The organism is Endozoicomonas sp. Mp262, assembly GCF_025643335.1.
GTDB lineage: Bacteria > Pseudomonadota > Gammaproteobacteria > Pseudomonadales > Endozoicomonadaceae > Endonucleibacter.
Genome location: NZ_CP092489.1, coordinates 2818978 through 2837465, shown reverse-complemented (window position 1 = coordinate 2837465; position 18488 = coordinate 2818978). Strand labels below are relative to the sequence as shown.

Annotated in this window: 13 protein-coding genes; 6 read left to right on the top strand and 7 right to left on the bottom strand. The window is 45.6% G+C overall.

Translation table 11 applies throughout. The features are described from left to right. Positions 1-253 precede the first annotated feature (253 nt). Entirely contained in the window at positions 254-1591 is a 1338-nt protein-coding gene (locus tag MJ595_RS12540) for an IS1380 family transposase (RefSeq protein WP_263078015.1), read from the bottom strand. A 95-nt stretch (positions 1592-1686) separates the two neighbouring features. Next, complete coding sequence (locus tag MJ595_RS12535; RefSeq protein WP_263078242.1) at positions 1687-2901, bottom strand: MFS transporter; 1215 nt, start codon at positions 2899-2901, stop codon at positions 1687-1689. 249 nt (positions 2902-3150) lie between these two features. Here MJ595_RS12535 and MJ595_RS12530 point away from each other — a divergent pair, with 249 nt between their 5' ends. From MJ595_RS12530 to MJ595_RS12515, 4 genes are all read left to right on the top strand, one after another. After that, entirely contained in the window at positions 3151-4569 is a 1419-nt protein-coding gene (locus MJ595_RS12530; RefSeq protein ID WP_263078241.1) for a hypothetical protein, read from the top strand. A 135-nt stretch (positions 4570-4704) separates the two neighbouring features. Further along, positions 4705-5376, top strand: coding sequence for a metallophosphoesterase (locus MJ595_RS12525; protein WP_263078240.1), 672 nt, complete (start codon positions 4705-4707; stop codon positions 5374-5376). A gap of 31 nt (positions 5377-5407) precedes the next feature. Beyond that, a complete protein-coding gene (locus MJ595_RS12520) occupies positions 5408-5914 on the top strand; it encodes an 8-oxo-dGTP diphosphatase (protein ID WP_263078239.1) in 507 nt (168 codons plus the stop codon). 220 nt (positions 5915-6134) lie between these two features. After that, entirely contained in the window at positions 6135-7154 is a 1020-nt protein-coding gene (locus MJ595_RS12515) for an NAD(P)-dependent alcohol dehydrogenase (protein ID WP_263078238.1), read from the top strand. Positions 7155-7407: 253 nt separating this feature from the next. Here MJ595_RS12515 and MJ595_RS12510 read toward each other — a convergent pair whose 3' ends face one another. Beyond that, positions 7408-7671: a hypothetical protein gene (locus MJ595_RS12510; RefSeq protein ID WP_263078237.1), complete on the bottom strand. Its 264-nt coding sequence runs from the start codon at positions 7669-7671 to the stop codon at positions 7408-7410. Between the two features lie 488 nt (positions 7672-8159). On the opposite strand from MJ595_RS12510, the gene MJ595_RS12505 reads away from it, so the two are divergent. Next, complete coding sequence (locus MJ595_RS12505; RefSeq protein ID WP_263078236.1) at positions 8160-9098, top strand: LysR family transcriptional regulator; 939 nt, start codon at positions 8160-8162, stop codon at positions 9096-9098. Between the two features lie 176 nt (positions 9099-9274). After that, complete coding sequence (locus MJ595_RS12500) at positions 9275-9898, top strand: NUDIX hydrolase (protein WP_263078235.1); 624 nt, start codon at positions 9275-9277, stop codon at positions 9896-9898. On the opposite strand, the gene tldD is transcribed toward MJ595_RS12500, so the two are convergent. From tldD to rng, 4 genes are all read right to left on the bottom strand, one after another. After that, entirely contained in the window at positions 9895-11334 is a 1440-nt protein-coding gene (gene tldD / locus MJ595_RS12495) for a metalloprotease TldD (protein WP_263078234.1), read from the bottom strand. The two genes, MJ595_RS12500 and tldD, sit on opposite strands and share 4 nt — an antisense overlap. 130 nt (positions 11335-11464) lie before the next feature. Next, a complete protein-coding gene (locus MJ595_RS12490; RefSeq protein ID WP_263078232.1) occupies positions 11465-12883 on the bottom strand; it encodes a hypothetical protein in 1419 nt (472 codons plus the stop codon). Between the two features lie 220 nt (positions 12884-13103). Further along, a complete protein-coding gene (locus tag MJ595_RS12485) occupies positions 13104-17000 on the bottom strand; it encodes a YhdP family protein (protein ID WP_263078231.1) in 3897 nt (1298 codons plus the stop codon). After that, positions 17001-18473 (bottom strand): ribonuclease G, encoded by a 1473-nt coding sequence (gene rng, locus MJ595_RS12480; RefSeq protein WP_263078230.1) that lies wholly within the window; start codon positions 18471-18473, stop codon positions 17001-17003. Positions 18474-18488: the final 15 nt, after the last annotated feature.

Genomic DNA, 18488 nt, shown 5'->3' with positions numbered 1-18488 from the left:
TTAACAGGGCAACGGCTGTTATATATAACCTGAATCCGTGATTTCTTGATTTGCCCGGCAGTTTTGAAAATGTGCTGATTAATTTTTTCCTTTGAAAATAACTCGGGTTATTGATTGAAGTGTTTTTATGTCGTTTTTAAGCATAAATGCTGATCAAAATATCATCAAACTTGAAGACAGGTTGAAAGAAGCCCTACCGTTATCAATACAGTACTTTCTCATTTATGGCATTTTTTTCTATCTCGCTATTCAATCAACAAAGTGCATGCTGGCTTATTAATTGATGGAAAGACCTGAAACCAGGACAGTAACGACCAAAGCGTAGCCGGTATTGATGTCCTTTTTTCAGAAGACGGGCAGCCAGGTAGATGAGTTCCTGTATCACGGTTTTTAACCGGCGTCGTTTGGCTTTATGACGTACCGGCGCATCTGGCCCGAGCAAGCAACTCTGCCCCATGTAGCGCAGAATGTTATAGACCAGTGCACCCAAACACATCACCAGGTCGTTGGTGTCAAACTTGCCTGAAGGCAGGCGCTCTAAATCCATATCAGTCTTCAACTCACTGTGAAACTGCTCGCTGGTCGCATGATCCTCATAAAGATTAATGATCTGATCATCGCTGTAGTCAGCTTCGCTGAGTGTTGTCCACCATCCTTCCAGCTCATAATCGGGTGTCAGAAATCTCTGCCCTACAGTATCAGTGGTACGCTTGATAATGCGAATAATCAGACGCTGGTTACCATAGTTGGTTTCATAGACGGTTGAGAGTGTCGCATAACTCTTTCCTGGACGCGACTCCTCCCATTTGACTTGCTTTTCTTCAAAAATGGGGAGCCAGTGTTCCTTGGTGTGATACTTTCTTGGGTTGAGCTTGATAATGTGATTCACACCTTTGAACCCGGCGATTTCCCGGCGCGATTCCTCAGCATCGTGGCCACTATCAAGGCGAACCAGAATAGGCGCTCGGGTCAAACGTCGGCTGCGGTGCAGCACTGCTTGTAAAAAGCCAATAAAATCATTCTGGGAGTGCTGAGAGCCTGGGCGTAATTCACATCCCAGGCACCAGCCTTCGCAGCCAAAGTAAGCGGCAATAGGGGCATAACCAAAGAATTTTTTATACGTGTACTCGACCCCCTCCTTTTTGGTATTGCTGTTATCCATAGGGAATACGTCGATATCCAGTGGTATGTGCTGCTTCTTATCGAGTTTTTTCGGAAGGGGTGTGACGGGCACCTGAAGATTAACCAGGACATCGGTAAGGCTGTCCTCGATGAAAGGAATCAGTTGGGCGGCATCTTCATTGAAACGCTGTCTTAAGCGGCTGGCTGAAGGCATTTGTTTAATGCCCATTGCCAACCGGAACCAGTCGTTATCCCGGTTATTATCAACATTATCAAAATCACTTTTACCCTGAGCCAGTTGGCCGCAGTAAGCTCTGATCAGGTCGATATGAGTGATACGGTGCCTTTTTTTTATTTTGCGCAGGGATTTGCTTAACGCTGTCTTTTTGTTGAGTGCATGACCAACGAAATAAAGCCCTGCGACCGGTGTATAAAATTCCGTCTGTGATTGTTCAATTTTCAGTTTCACAAAAATGCACCCAGGTGGTGAAAATTAGAGTGGGTGCATTTTAACTTGGAACTTACGTTTTGTGGTTGATCCAGAGGAGTTGGGCTACAGTGAACTCACGGATTCAGGTATAAAGCAGGGCCTGAGGCCACCCCCAAACCTTCTGCCAGTGCCGTAGAAATAAAGGGAGCAACACCACCAAATAAAGCAAGTCCAATATTGTATGCTACTGCTATCCCCGTAAAGCGCACCTCCGTAGGAAAACAGTGAATCATCAAGGGAGACAATAGACCTGCCGTTACCCCAGTGTACATGGCACAAATCATTAAAATAGTTTTCAGTTCAGCCTGCCCAGAGGAAAAATAATCAAATGTTGGCCACGCCAATATAGCCATCAGCAACGCCACAATAGCCAGCAATAGTTTCCGGTTAACCAGGTCATAACAAAGCCCTGCTATCAATGGTATGGGAGCATGAATAACAAATGCCAGCGCCGTATGCCTGGCAACCTGCCCCTTTGAATAGTCAAGTATGGATGAAAGATAACCCGGCATGTAAACCCCATAAATGTTAACTGTTACCCCACAGACTGACATCGCAGCAACAGCGAACAATAAACCCCGCCAGTGGTGGTTTATTAATTCTTTCAGTGGCACCTGGGATCGCTGTCTAACCTGATTTAATGCCAAAAAAAATCCAGACTCATGAAATCGCCGCCGAATGACATAGCTTATTACTCCCAGGACACCCCCCAATAAAAACGGCAGTCGCCACCCCCACTCCATCATTCGCTCTGGCCCAAGGTAAAATGCCAGACCTCCATGAACAAAGGTTCCTAATGCAACCCCTAGCATCAGGGCAAGAAATAATATTCCCAATACCAACCCCTGCCGCTCGGGAGCGCTTTCACTCAAATAGGTAATCGCTCCGGGTATTTCCCCACCCAGTGAGAAACCTTGCAGCAACCTTAACAACACCAGAAGTACCGTAGCCCAACCACCAATAGTCACATATCCCGGCAATAGGCCAATAAGCACGGTACTTAAGGCCATTAGAAAAACAGACAGGGTAAATGTGGTTTTTCGCCCATAACGATCACCATAGTGACCAAAAACAAGGCCTCCCAGCGGGCGGGCAAAGTGTCCCACAGCAAATGCGGCAAAAGTTCCAAGAATTGCCAAAGACTGATCATCCGCTGGAAAAAAGTGTTTTGCGATGTAACTGGCCATCAAGCCATACATAAGGAAATCATAAAATTCCAGCATCCCCCCCAAGGATACAGCAAACGCCAATTTGTACTGTTCAGAGGATGCAGTGATACAACGCTTCATAAGAAACCATGAAAAACATTGGTAAAAATGGGATGACTACGATGCTTAACTTAGACTAATAAGAATCCCTTGACGTCATAAAAGAAGGGATAACGGCTTTTTTATCAAAAATATAAATATAGCCTCTATTTTTAGGGTTACTCTCAATAATGGATTGAAAGCCCACTTTTACTCAATTTTCTACTACACTCCTTTTTGTTTCCTGACCTCTCCATAGCCCCCTAATGCAGAAGGCAGTTCTTTAACGTTATGGCCAGACCAATCCATAGTATTCCAGCCTCATTGCTACTCCTGTTATTTTTGTTTCTGACAGCCTGTAACAGTAACAATGAGCGCTTGCCGGACAGCAATCAAATAATTAACAAAAGAGATCCCGCTGTTGAACTGATCCGGAAATATATAAGCCAAATCTATAAAGATAAGTTAAAAATCAATGAGATACAGATAGAACAACTCTCATGGGTCATAGATAACCCTGTTACTACTCCGGATATGGACACCCGGGAAGTTATCGAAACCATTCATCGTGAAATACCCCGGGCACTTGCCAGAGTCTACTGCCTTCAACTGCTTCGGAGAGGCTCCGAACAGGACTACAGTATCTTTATTGCGCCTCAAAGGGCGGCAGATAGTAGCAACACACTCAATCACAGCAGCTTTGCTACATTGTCGAACAAGATCCGCAAGCTGGATGCTGCCTCTTACGAAACCCTCGAGGCCACTGCCATTATCAGTGCCGTGACACTTTCCCCCACGGCTAAAGACAGAGCATTCAAATATATCAGGCACCCCTCTGTTGACAGTGTACAGTTTTTAACCCAGACAGCGCCCTATGCAGGAGATATCTACCCACTGGCCAGGCATGTTATGGATAAGTATCACCGTTCAGCAAAAACCTTTGAAGTTGCCTTTATGCCCCACAGCCATCTTCGCCATATGATGTATAACGAAGGGTCCCTGGCCATGTATAAACATATTACCCAGGCTGCCAATACCGGCGCTATCACCCAGGAAACCCTGGATTTCTGGTACGACCACTGGCTAGCCAATATTGCGGGCTTCAGAGGGCACCTGGCTCCAGAGGGTTCACTCTACCTGGATCAAAACACCTTTATGGCCATGACCCGGGTTAAGGATATCCTTGATGATATTCTTCAAGGGGTTCAACTCAATCCGATGCAAGCCTATCTGACCTCCCGGGCCCAATGGCTAAATCTTGACAAGCTGACACGAGATACCGGTGAACTTATCGCCCTGGGTTCTATAGCGGCATCCCTCAGACTGTTCAGTCCCGAGCAAGGCAAAGAGCTATTTAATGGCATCAAACAACTGGGCAGTGTTGACCTGCAACGCTGGATAAAACATGTACAAGAACAGTTAAAAGTACAACCTTATCCCGCTGAAACTCACGGTCCTGCCCTTTTTGCCAATGCCCGGGAAGTTGTGGGACTCACAGAAACCATCCGAAAAGTACTGCCCGTGTACATGAATGTGCTTGATGAAGAGAAAAAACTGAGAAAAACCGGGAAATTACCTCCTGATCTTCCCGTTTCCTTTCAGGAAATGGCCAGTAAAGAAAATATTGACCTGATATTAAGGGCAAAGCAACCTCTGGCCATAACAATCAACCTTATCACAGGCATCGCCTCCATCAATAAATCATCTTAACCACACTGAAATGTATGGAGTGACTCCATACATTTGCCTCTAACATGGAATTGAGTTCTAGAATAAAAAGGTAAAACAGACAATATCTTTAATGTAAAAATCAATACACCTGTTAAGAAACAACAAGGAGGACGCATGTTTCTGCAGAAATTCAGTCCTAACCAGGATGGCAACGATTATGTAATTGGTGATTTACACGGAATGTATGATTTATTAATCAAGACACTGAAAATGGCCGGATTTAACCCGGATAAAGACCGTTGTTTTAGTGTCGGTGACCTTATTGACCGGGGACCTGATTCGGAAAAATGCCTTTCACTCATTAATGAGCCCTGGTTTCATCCCGTCAGGGGCAACCATGAAGACACTATGATTGAAGTTACCAGAGATCCTTCATCCGCGTTAATGGCTGACTGGGTTATCAATGGTGGTCATTGGCATCTGCAGGTTTCATCAAAAAAAATGAATGTCTATGCATCCTGGGCAGACGCACTTCCGTTCCTGCTTGAAGTTGAGCTGGAGAAAGGAAAGCGGGTAGCTATATGCCATGCAGAATACCCACTGCCTCACTGGAGCCCGGAATCCATAATGAACAGTACAGAGCTTACCAGACAATTACAGTGGTCCCGGAAAAAGGTGCGTAACATGGATCAGTCATTTATCGACGGCATTGATCATGTTGTTTGCGGCCATACTATTGTACACACCCCATTAACCCTCGGTAATACCCACTTTATTGATACAGGAGCCTACTCCAGCAATATTCTGACCCTCCAAAAGCTGTCAGACTTAAACGTACACAGATAACTGTTTTTTCATCCTTTGGAGTTCTTACCACATGTTGCAAGCAGCCCAGGCTAAAAGCTTGAATGATATTGACTGGGACAACTGGCAGGCAAAAGACCCTGCCACCCTGACGTTTATTATTAAAAACCACAGGATATTACTTATCAGAAAAAAGCGAGGGCTAGGGGCAGGAAAAATAAATGGCCCGGGAGGACGGGTGGAAAAAGGAGAAACCCCTCTGGAGTGCGCTATCCGAGAAGTGCAGGAGGAACTTTGTATCACCCCCACAAACCCCGAATTCGTAGGCGAAAGCCTATTCCAGTTCACTGATGGCTACTCGATCCACGTGCATACGTACCTTGCAAGGGATTTCACTGGTACGCCCACTGAGACAGATGAAGCGATTCCCCTTTGGTTTCACCTGGATCAAATTCCTTATGATGAAATGTGGGAGGATGACCGTTACTGGCTGCCTTTACTGATAAAAAATCAGCCCTTTAAAGGCCGCTACCTTTTCGACAACGACAACATGCTGGATTTCCAGCTTATACCTCAATGACTAACCACCCAATTTCTTTTGACACACTCAAGAAAGCATCTATCTTTTTAGAGTGAGTCACGAAGTGTTCTCAGCCAGCTATGAGTTGGCTGGCTCTGTGTCGTATGTCTGGCGAGTCCGTCGTGTATTGCCTGATGACCTACGCAAGAAACGATTCTCATGGTTACCTGAAAACACTCCCTGAGTCCGCTGATTTTCGCAACTCGGATTATCTGAAAGAATGAGTACCATTATTCAAGCTTATGCTGTAAACAAAGCGGGTCAAAATCTAGAAGAATGGCAATATCAAGCTGACCCTTTAGCCGCGACAGATATCGAAGTTCATGTCACCCATAATGGACTCTGCCACACTGACCTGCACATGCGGGACAATGACTGGGGTATTACACAATATCCCCTTGTACCTGGTCACGAGGTAGTAGGTATTGTGACTAAAACAGGAAGTCAGGTTACTGAAATAAAAAAAGGGGATCGGGTCGGTTTTGGCTGGATACGAGACTCTTGTCGTGTTTGTGATCACTGCCTGAAAGGCCAGGAAAATATCTGCAGAGAAGGTTATTCCGGATTAATAGTGGGTCATCATGGCGGGTTTGCCGATCGCATCGTAGCACCTGCTGATTTTGCTTATAAGATACCGGACACCCTGGATTCAGCCCATGCCGCACCTTTACTCTGTGCAGGTATCACTGTCTATACCCCACTAAGAACGTACCTCCGGCACCCAGCCATGAAAGTAGGGATTATTGGGGTTGGGGGCCTGGGTCACCTGGCTATTCAATTTGCCCATGCCATGGGTGCTGAAGTGACAGCATTCTCAACATCACCCGATAAAGAAGACGAAGCTCGCGGCTTTGGAGCACACCACTTCAAAATCCTGGGTTCGGAAACCTATCAGTCACTAGCTAGCAGCCAGGACATGATATTAAATACAGCGTCTTCTGTTATAGACTGGCAGGCATGCTTTGATCTGCTAAGTAATGATGGAGTACTTTGTATTGTGGGCATACCGCCAGCAAGCGATATTACCTTGCCTCTCACATCTATGGTATTCGGGCAAAAAAAACTGGCAGGCAGCATTGTTGGAGGGCGTCACTTTATGATTGAAATGCTGGCAATGGCAGCAGCCCATAACATTAAACCACTTATTGAAACCATGCCTCTAAGCCAGGTTAATGAAGCCATGGAAAAAGTAGCACGAAACCAGGCTCGTTATCGCATTGTGCTGACATCAAACCATTAATATTTTCAATTTATAAGGCAACGTTATGTTGCCTTATAAATCAGTCTTCCAGGAACTCCCGGTTACTAACCGCTTTCCTTAATAAGGATATGCGTTCAAGGTCTGTTTTTGCATCCAACTCTTGTTTTAACAGCATCAGGGTTTTCCCCTGCTCTTTCTGCAGCAGAAATCAAATAAAGACTGCTGATCTCAGCGCTCCTGTTATCCTGTGACAGAGCAATCTGTCTGGCATTAGAGGCTAAACCGCGCCCAGTTAGAGAACCGCAATTTGATAGATCTGTGATGGGCGCGCTTTAGTAATCGCTTCGCTTAATGAATAAGTCAGTAATATCCGGTTTTCAAACGAGTTTTGGTTTAGCTCCTGACACTTCGCCGGATTCCCCAAATAAAACCAGGTCGAGGCCAGCTGAATAGATAATTCCATCACTGCTTGATAATCCTTTAAACGGTAAGCAATATTCAATGCCTGATCACCCAGCTCTACATGACATTTCCAACAGCCTTCTCGCTTAAACACATCTTCTTTGCTTAACAGCCACTGAACGAACGCCCTATCTTCTTTGACAGGCGGAGTGATAGATGCACAATAATTCTGTTCAATTATTTTTGCACAGCCGGTATCTAGGAGCCTGTCGAACTTAAGGCTGTCCTACTGCGGTCGCAGCAAATGGGTCTAAAAATACGCTTTTGTTCGGTAAATAGAACCACTATTCACCTCACAAAACCGTATTTTTATCCTCAATTTTCTACGATCCTCGCTACGGACGCTTAAGTCCGACAGGCTCCTTGAAAGACTCAACCAAAATAAAGTAATAGATCTAAAGCAGCCAGCCTGGTTTTAATCGAAGTCTTAACCACCTTGCAAATCTGTATAGGTAATGAACACCACTATTAAAGCTCAACATTTCTAGGTATTAAGCTTTCCGGAAAAATATGCCATTGCCCCCATAAAAAGCAGTTGGCAAACACGTTATTGCTTATTTATCATATTTTCAGGAGTTGGTTTTGCCAGACAAGGACACCCAAAGCATTGATCTTAATCATTTACGGACACTGATGGTTCTGTACCAGGAAGGTAGTGTACAGGCTACGGCAGAAAGGCTCAGGATCACTTCTCCAGCCGTCAGCTATTCCCTTAAAAAGCTGAGGGAGGCCCTGAACGATGCCTTGTTTGTCAGGACTAACCGGGGCTTATCGCCAACAGCACGCGCCCATTCCATCATGAAGGAGCTACCAGACCTGGTAGGGAATCTTGATACCCTGCTGCATCGGACTCCATCATTTGATCCCACACAACTGGCATTAAATTTAAATATTGCGATTCCAGAAGTCATGGGATGCTGGCTCATTCCAAGAATTTATCATCGACTGAAGCAAGAGGCCCCAGGTGTTCTCCTCACCTCTTCAATCTGGACCAGTAATAGCCTGAAGCGACTGGAAGAAGAAGAACTAAACCTGGGAATTCATCTAATTGATGAACACCCAAAATCATTAATCCAGACGCCTCTTTTTGATGTGACGCCCACCATTTTGTGCAATAACAACCACCCATTAATGCAGGAAAAGAGGTTGACCCTGGAGTCTCTCAGCCAACACTCATTCCTTGTCCATGAGCTCCCTAACTACAGCACTTACATTGCACCTTTTGAGCTTATATTCAAAAAACATGGATATACCGCCAAAATAGGAGCAAGAATCGGCCAGCTATCCGCCGCTCTCAAAATGCTCAAAGAGTCTGATCTCATTATGTTTACTGCACTGGAGTATATTCCATGCCTTGGCGATCATATTGATCACATCGCCGTTCCGCCACAACTCCATGCGATGCCCCTTCAAGTAAAAGCGTTCTACCACAGTCGACAGGGTCAAAATCCGGCATATTGCTGGCTATTGGATATTATTCGGGATGAAATTCACCAGCAGGGACTTAGCCCCTGCAGCTAACCTTGCAAAGGTCATATTTTTCAGAATTTTTGTCGTAAATCCGGCAGCATATAAAATAACCTTAGGGTAACTCAAATAGCATAAGCACGCCTGTTATTACAGAACCTAAATACAATAACAAATTATCCAGCTATTATTAGGGGGTATTTATCCCCCCCAGATTGACAGGAAAAAATATGGACAACAACAAGTGGTCTATTTGGGCTGAACAACTTCGAGCTATTGCACAAAATGGCATAACCTATAGTAAAAACGGCTTTGACCTGGAGCGCTTCCACCAGTTACAGGTAATCGCCCATGAGATGACAGCACAACTTGCCGATGCGCCCCGGGAAAAAGTCGATGATTTTTTCCTGCCGGAAAAAGGTTACGCAACACCTAAAATAGACCTTCGGGCAGGTGTCTTTAAGCAATCGAGAATTCTATTGGTAAAGGAAAAAGAGGATGGGCGCTGGTCATTACCTGGAGGCTGGGCAGATGTTTGTGAAGCCCCATCCATTGGCGCTGAACGAGAAGTGCTGGAAGAGTCAGGCTATGAGGTTAAAGCTGTCAAGCTGGCAGCTGTCAGGGATACATTACAGCATCCCTACCATCCAAAAAATCCTCATCACTTAATTAAACTGCTGTTTTTATGTGAACTCAAAGGAGGCTGTCCAACAGAAAACCTGGAAATCAGCGAGATTAACTTCTTTCCGGTTGAAAAGCTGCCCCCGCTTTCACGGGGGCGCACAATTAAAGAGGATATTCAGCTACTCAGTAAACACCTGGACAATCCTGGTCTTCCAACAGAGTACGACTAGGCCGTACCCCCCACTGTAATTTCATCGATCTTTAAAGTAGGCTGGCCTACCCCGACAGGAACGGACTGACCGCCTTTACCACAAATACCTATGCCCGGATCAAGCTGCAAATCATTGCCAACCATAGACACCTGATTCATAACATCAGGGCCATTACCAATCAGGGTTGCACCTTTAACCGGCACGGTCTTTTTGCCTTTTTCAATCAGCCAGGCTTCACTGGTGGAAAAGACAAACTTGCCCGACGTAATATCAACCTGGCCGCCGCCCATATTGTCGACATAAATCCCTTTATCCACACTGGCAATAATCTCCTCAGGATCATGCTTACCAGCCAGCATATAGGTATTAGTCATCCGAGGCATCGGTAAATGAGAATAAGACTCTCGACGTCCATTCCCCGTAGGACGCCCCCCCATTAACCGGGCATTAAACTTGTCCTGCATATAGCCTTTCAAAATACCGTCTTCAATCAAAACAGTACACTCCGATGGAACCCCTTCATCATCCATATTCAGAGAACCTCTTCTGCCCTTGAGAGTGCCATCATCAACAATCGTGCATAAAGGCGATGCCACACGTTCTCCGATTCGCCCAGAGTAGGCTGAACTGCCTTTACGATTAAAGTCACCTTCAAGACCATGGCCCACAGCTTCATGCAAGAGCACTCCAGACCAGCCAGGCCCGAGTACCACCGGCAATGTACCTGCCGGGGCTGCTACCGCCTCAAGATTCACCAGAGCCTGGCGAACAGCATCCCTGGCATAGCCAATTCCAGTACCATCTATCAGAAACTGCCGATAATCACCACGACCACCGCCGCCCGCTGTTCCCCGTTCTATACGTCCCTCTTTTTCTACAATAACACTGACGTTAAGCCGTACCAGAGGACGAATATCCCCAGCCAGGGTTCCATCAGAAGCAGCAACCAGAACAACCTCATGTACCCCTGCCAGACTGACACTGACTTGTTTGACCCGGGAATCCATTTTCCTTGCTTCCTGGTCACAGGCATGAAGCAATGCCACTTTATCTTCAGGAGTCAGTGTACCTAGAGGGTTATCAATGCTATATAACGCCAATGGCCGGCTCCGTTGCCAAGCCTGTACCTGCTTTTGCTGACCCAGCCGGGCAATACTCCTGGCTGCATTAGCCGCCTGCTGAAGCGCTGGGACAATAATTTCATTAGAATAGGCAAACCCGGTTTTCTCACCACTCATGGCTCGAACGCCCACACCACGATCTACATTAAAACTGCCCTCTTTAACAATACTGTCTTCCAAACTCCAGGATTCATGTCTTATCGACTGAAAATAGAGATCTGCTGCATCAACATTATGGCCGAGAATACTATCCAGAATCCCTCCCAGTTCATTCTCACTGATATTGGCGGGGGCCAGTAGCTGATCACTTGCTTTTGTAAGAATATCTGTCATAAGTAATAACTTCACTCAGGCCTGTAGATATATACGATACCTATGGTAAGGGATCAGTCAGGTGACGTCTATTGAGGCCTATGTTTTAAAACTATTGATGAGATAAAAAAACAACCAATCGCAATAAATATTACATGTGAGTATCCATTGATGTTTGAAGATTAGCTTTTTCAATGGTTTCAATACAAATATCATCTGCCCCTTTAATTTTCAGAACAGCCGTAAAACAGTCTCCTCCTAAAAATTCAGCCTGGCATTGAATTTCGGCTCCTTCTGATGGAATATCACTAATCCTCAAAATTTTCCTGCGTTCAAGGGCCTCTCTCTGCTTTGCAAGTTCCCTTTCTTCTGCATTCACTTTATATATTGTTAAAGTTGATCCTACAGCAAGCCTTAAAGCAGCAAAGCCCATGCATATAAGCTGCAGAGGATCCGGATCAGCATCATAGCCAAAGAAAGCATTGGGAATTGACATAGGAAGCCGCTTCTCTGACCAGACACTATCAGGATCTCCTCCTGTCAAATCTCCTACAGATTCATCGATGCCAATAACCTCAGCAAATGCGTGCCCCATTTTTCCAGCTAAAGCAATCGAGCAACCTACAGCTCCCCCCCCCCCAATAACAAGTCCACCCAGCGCCACCTTTTTAGCATTCATTCCAGAGAAACATTTTTTAATGCCGAACCCTACAGTTCCTATAACAGCAGAGGTTGCTACCACAGCCACTGAAATGGACAGTGCAGCAATTCCAATTCTCTGGGAAAATGTTGCATATGACTCATCTCCAGAATATACAGAAAGCCCTCCTAGCAAGCCGGTTTCAACTCCCTCCCTAAGCTGATTTACAATAAGAATAAGAGAGGTGGCATAAATATAACTTCTAATTTTTTTCGAAATATCAGACTGCTCATCTACTCCAATCCCATCGGCTTCCACCAGACTAAGTCTAACTTGTGGCTCCTCCTGCATTTCTTTTGAACTGTATGCATTATTTTTGTATGCAGTCACTTCAACCGCACCTATATTAAGCTCAGAATTCTCTTTCCGAAGGCCAAGAACTGTTCGGTGAGCCTGTCTCACAATATCCATTGTCATCTTATACAAGGCATTATGACCGATAAGATAGGTCACACCTTCTAAAGCCTCTATCATTTTCTTCACAACAGGTTTCTGAACAAATGGCGCTAAAGTTGCCACAACAGCAGTTCCAGAAGCTGCAATTGATATTAGAAATGTTCCCGCCGATACAGAGGCCAATATCAACACAGTTTTCTTATGTCTTGCATAATCTGGTGCAGATTGATAAATCGCATTACCAATAATCCAAACTTCTGCTGTTTCCCTGACTGAAAAACCCAAAACCTTCATGCTTATCCAGTTTAAAACGATTCCAGTAGCTGGTGCAGATGTCGTAGAAACCTGCTCAGCCAGCGATGTCATAACATCCACAGGAACAGGAATAGAGGATGTCATCGAAAAAGCTTTGTTGTGAGCAAATACTATGAAAACGGTCACGCATACCTGATATTTCAGTCTATTGAACTTCACGACACTCACCAGATAGTACAAATACAGAGACAAAGAATAATGATTTGCATTTAAAACATTAACAAATATTCATTCCTGATAAATATTTAATTTTTAATCCTTTTAGAAACTTTATCTTGAAGAACAGCATCTGATGAATGGCAAGCTCTCACCTTTTCTACGAGACAAAGACCCTATAGGCCTGTGATAGCAGGAGTTTAAAAAAGTATGAGGTAAAAAATTATTTTTGCTTACTTTTATTCTTAACTCCCTTTTCCATTGGCGTTGACTGTTTACCCGGCTTCACTGCCTTATTGGAAAACAACTGGTCGAGAGAAACCCTGGGTTCATCAAAAGATCCTTCAATCCGGTAGCGAATACTTGCCAGTTGGTCCACCTGCTTACCCACCAGCTTGTCGGCGATATAAAAAATACCCGCAACCTGTGGAGCAGCTCCCAGCAAAACACTAAAAATAGGCAAGTTTGAACTAACCGGTAAGGTAACAACCAGACTGACGTCCATACTTTCAGAGACAGAGTCAATGAGGCCATCCAGTTTAAAGTTAGAGGATGGCCCTTCAATCACAATCGGGGAATCAAAGGTAGCTACCCCCTGACTTAAACGGAGCGTGCCATGGAGGTCATCAAAACTGACTCCTGATGAATAAAGGTCTGAAAAATCAAGCTTTAGCCGTCTATTTAATGACTCGGTGTTCAAAATACCAAATAACTTTAAGGCACCAGCACCACCTTCCAGTTTTTTAAGCCTGCCATTATTCAGATCCAGGGCAACTGTACCTGACAGATCTGCAAAGGCCATATCCATAGGAGAGCCTGGCCAGTTTAAACGACTACTAATTCGACTCTCCTTAGCCTGAATAAATGGAGGTGACCCAAACAGTTCAAAGATTTCATCAATGTGCCCCCCCTTCAGCAACCCCTGATAATAGGTATGCTGTACACCATTATGTTCAGTCCAGTCCGCAGAGCCCGAGAGTTCCATATTGGATAAATTACCATCAATGGACTCAATTCTAAGACCACTGGGTACCTTCCTCAGCTTCATGGCTAACTGCCCTTTAATTTTTTCCCCCATACTCAAAGACTCGATGGAAACATCAACAGCTGGAATAGCAAGGGGACTCATTGAAAAGAGCCTATCAGTTTTTCCTTCAACCGGTTTTTCTCCCTGATCCGGCTCAGGTAATACCAAATGGTCAATAGCCAGCCGGTAAGGCACAGACTCCCTCCCGGGAATCCAAAGACTTCCGGTAAGGAAATCACTATCTACGGTTAACTTCAGAAACTCGCTATCCGGTTGAAAACTAACTTGAAGATTTTCCCAGGTAGTATCTCCATAGCGCGGTTTATCCACCTGGATCTTATCAACATTTAATAATCCGAAAAATGAACGGGCATCAGCACTGACCGGCTGATATTCAAAACGCTTGCACCAGGCTTTAATATCCAGCTCTGGCAAACGGCCAGCCACTGTAATTTTTCCCGGAAGCCCATCTTCCAATGGCTTACTATCCCTGGTTTCAGGATCAAGAAAAACAACACCTTCCTTTATGGCATTACCAGCTAACTGGAACTTGCCCCTGCCGATTCCGGCAAGGTTAAAGGATAACCACTTATCCTCGGCCTGCGCCTCCAGTGCCATCCTCAATGGCTGAATGCTATCAGGTGATTTTCCTACTGGTGCGGGCAAATCAACCTCAACACCTTTTAGATCAGAGTTAACCGACAGTTTCAGGGCTGACGCCTCATGGTTAATCTGTAAGTCTGCCCCATACTCCGCATTTCCCTCTAGCAGGCTCAGCATATCCAGCTCAAGCCACTGCTGCAGCGGTTCTCTATCAACATGACCATCCCAGTGAATAGCAGTTTTCTTAAACTTTTTATTTTCTACAGTGGTTTTGATATCCGCTTCAATAGGATGCTCCAAAAACCGGCCTTTTAGCCTTTTTGCCCATAACCCGTTGTGGGTACTGAAACTAATTGGGCCGTTTATTTCCTCAACAGCGATATTGTATTCCGGAATTCCAAACTGGAAATCATCCAGCTGCGCCCTGACAAGTACATCGCTATCTTGAACATGCTGAATAGGAATATCAATTTTCAAGGCCGCATCAAGATCACCTGACAGCTGCCATTTTTCAGCTTCTCCTCCCATTAATTGGTTCACAGGGGTCTTGGTTAAAAATTTATGAAGCGTACTTCCCCTTACATTACTCGCGCCTCTAATTGACACCACCGGATCCTTATCTAATGGCACTGTTACGGCAGTTTTATCGAGATTCACCCCCATCACCTCGCCCCGCCTGGCAAGCACTTCTACCTGATCATTATTGACATAGACATCACCTGCCATCCCATGTACTTCAGGCCAGTCAGGGTGATAATTGAGCCGGGCATTCTCCACATCAAAAAACAATCCCCAGCGAGAGCTGCCTTTCTCCCCCCCACTCAACACACCATTATACAAAAAGCCCCCTTCGTCTATATCTGCCTGCTTTATAGCAGAATCCAGCCAGTCAACCAGCTGAGGTGACAAGGCATCCAGCTTTGCTGGCAAGTACTTGCCGGTATATTGGGCATTGCCCTCCTTCATCCCTACCGTAAGTGCCATTTCAACGGGTTGCTCATCCAGCAGGGGAATATCCAGACGAAGCTGGCCGGTTAACTGTCCTTCAGCCCCGTCCAGCTGTATCCGGTCACCACGAAGGATATACGTATCATCAACCACATCCCAATAAAGCCGGGCTTTGGCTGAGTTGTAATGCCATACATCCCTGAATACCCTCGACAACCCTAAATTGAAATCGGAGCTATCCAGCAACAGGCTACCTTTTAACAAGCCCATTCTTAGTTTACCACTGACGTGTTTTGCTGAAGGGGCATCCTCCCAGGCATCTACAGACACATCAGCCAACCGGGCCTGAAGATCAAAATCAAAAGGCTTTCTGCCTGGATACAGTCGCATAACCAGGTCTTTAAGGGAGCCTTCCGGATTCAATACGCTAAGTAATTTCTGGGGTAATTCCGGCAATAAGTCTGCCTGCAGCAAAAAAACCTTTAACCGGGATAGGTCAAGGTTACTGCTTGCCATTGTAATGCTGTATTCCGGCCGGGTTTCCCCGGTCATATACCAGTCACCCGCATCATAAGTGGATTGCTGATCCATGGTGATCGACAGCTGGTTTAACCAAAACTTCCAGTTCTTTCCTTTTTTCCCTTCAAGAAAAACGTTCGAATCACCCCTCAGCTTATGGCTCACAGCAGCCGGTGTTTGATAAGTAAGTTCAGGAACAGAAACGCCCCCATACAGTTGCCAGTCACCATTTTGATAGCGCCATGACAAATCAGAGGTGATCACCGCTTTTTGAACTCGGTCATTACACCCTGACCAGAGTGCACAAAGGTGCTCAGCATTCAGGGAATGAGCCACTATGGAACCCGTCCAACCCATAGACCAAAGATCTACACCCTGTCCACGCCCGGATACTTCAATAAATCCGTCGCTAAACTCCAGCCGGGTACTAAGCTGCTTCATACCGCGCGTTTCAACCAGAGAAAAGTAAGGCGTTTTAAATTGTGTGACGGACTCACCGGAGTGAATGATGGCTAGCGAAATGTTGGTAATATCGATGGTTGACTGAAGCTGGAGCCAGTTTAATAGGGAAGGCCTGCCAGAATTTCGTTCCTCTATGGCGCCTATACTGCCGTCAATGCCAGAAATACCCCAGCGCTGTTGCCCCTGATCAACGATTTCCAGAGAAGCACCATCAATCTCCAGATGGTTAAAAACAGGTGTTCGGTATAATAAGCTTGAACGTAAATCCAGGGACAGATCCAATCGATCAACAGAAAAACCCGGTTTCTCTGCATCCCGACCCTGTAGTTTTAATCCTCTAATGGATAAGGCTGGTCTCCCTTCCGCCCATTCAGCACTGAGCTTATCTACATATAATGAGGTTTTTAGCTGTTCACTCAGGTATTGGGTAATATGCTGCTGTAGTAATGGCAGAAAGGCCACCAGTAACCTTGCCCCTCCAACAATTAAAATGATAGAGACCAAAAAGGCAATAAATAACCGCCAGCCCCACCTAGCCACCCTCTGCAACACTGACTTCATCTATACAAGAACCACATCAAACTGTTCCTGGCTATAAATAGGCTCCACCTGAAACCGTACCGGCTTGCCTATAAACTGTTCAAGGTCAGCCACATTATTGGACTCTTCATCAAGAAGGCGATCCACAACTGATTCAGATGCCAATACCCGATAACCATCGCTTTCATATGCCCGGGCGGCTCTTAATATTTCCCTGAATATTTCATAACAAACGGTTTCTGCCGTTTTTAAGGTTCCCCGCCCACTGCACGTGGGACACGACTCACACAACACATTTTCCAGAGATTCCCGGGTACGCTTACGGGTCATCTCAACCAGCCCCAGATCACTGACACCTGTGATATTGGTCTTGGCATGATCTTTTTCCAGGGATTTATCAAAAGCCCTTTGCACCTGGCGTTGATGTTCCGGCTCTTCCATATCAATAAAATCAATAATGATAATACCACCCAGATTTCTCAGGCGCAGTTGCCTGGCAATGGCAACTGCGGCCTCAAGATTGGTTTTAAAAATGGTTTCTTCCAGATTCCGGTGCCCGACAAAAGCCCCGGTATTAACATCAATGGTGGTCATTGCTTCCGTCTGGTCAATGATAAGGTAGCCACCTGACTTTAACTGCACCTTGCGACTCAAGGCTTTATTAATCTCATCCTCAACCCCAAACAGGTCAAAGATTGGCCTCTCCCCCGGATAGTACTCCACACGGCCATCCACCTGTGGCACCAGTTTTTTGACAAATTTATGAACCTTTTGGAAGGTTTCTTGAGAATCAATGCGAATTTTTTCAATATCCGGATTCACCAGATCACGCATGGTTCTCTGGGGCAGAGGCAAGTCTTCATAGATAACCGCAGGCGCCCGGGTCTCCCGAATGCTTTCCTCAATACTGCTCCATAGCCGGTGCAGAAATAATATATCAGCCCGAACCTCCTCTTCACCAATCCCCTCAGCCGCCGTCCTCAGGATAAATCCTCCCTGCTCCTGGCGACTTTCCTGTTCCAAACAGCCTTCAACCAGTGTCCTGAGCCGTTCCCGCTCCTCTTCATCTTCAATCCGGAGAGAGATACCCACATGGTTATTATGGGGCATCAGAACCAGGTACCGGGCCGGTAGCGATATATGCGTGGTTAACCGGGCTCCTTTGGTGCCGAGAGGGTCCTTGGTAACCTGCACCACCAGTGCCTGACCTTCATGTACCAATCCAACGATAGAAATCTCATTTTGGTCATCGCCATTCTTATCATTTCTCGGCGCAATTTCACTGGCATGAATAAATGCCGCCCGCTCAAGGCCTATATCTACAAATGCCGCCTGCATACCAGGCAAAACCCTGACCACCTTTCCTTTATAGACGTTTCCGACAATCCCCCTACTACAGGAGCGCTCTATATAGATCTCCTGAAGTACACCATTCTCCACCAGCGCCACACGAGACTCCATGGGCGTGATATTCATCAGAATCTCTTCACTCATCCCCTTCCCCTCAAC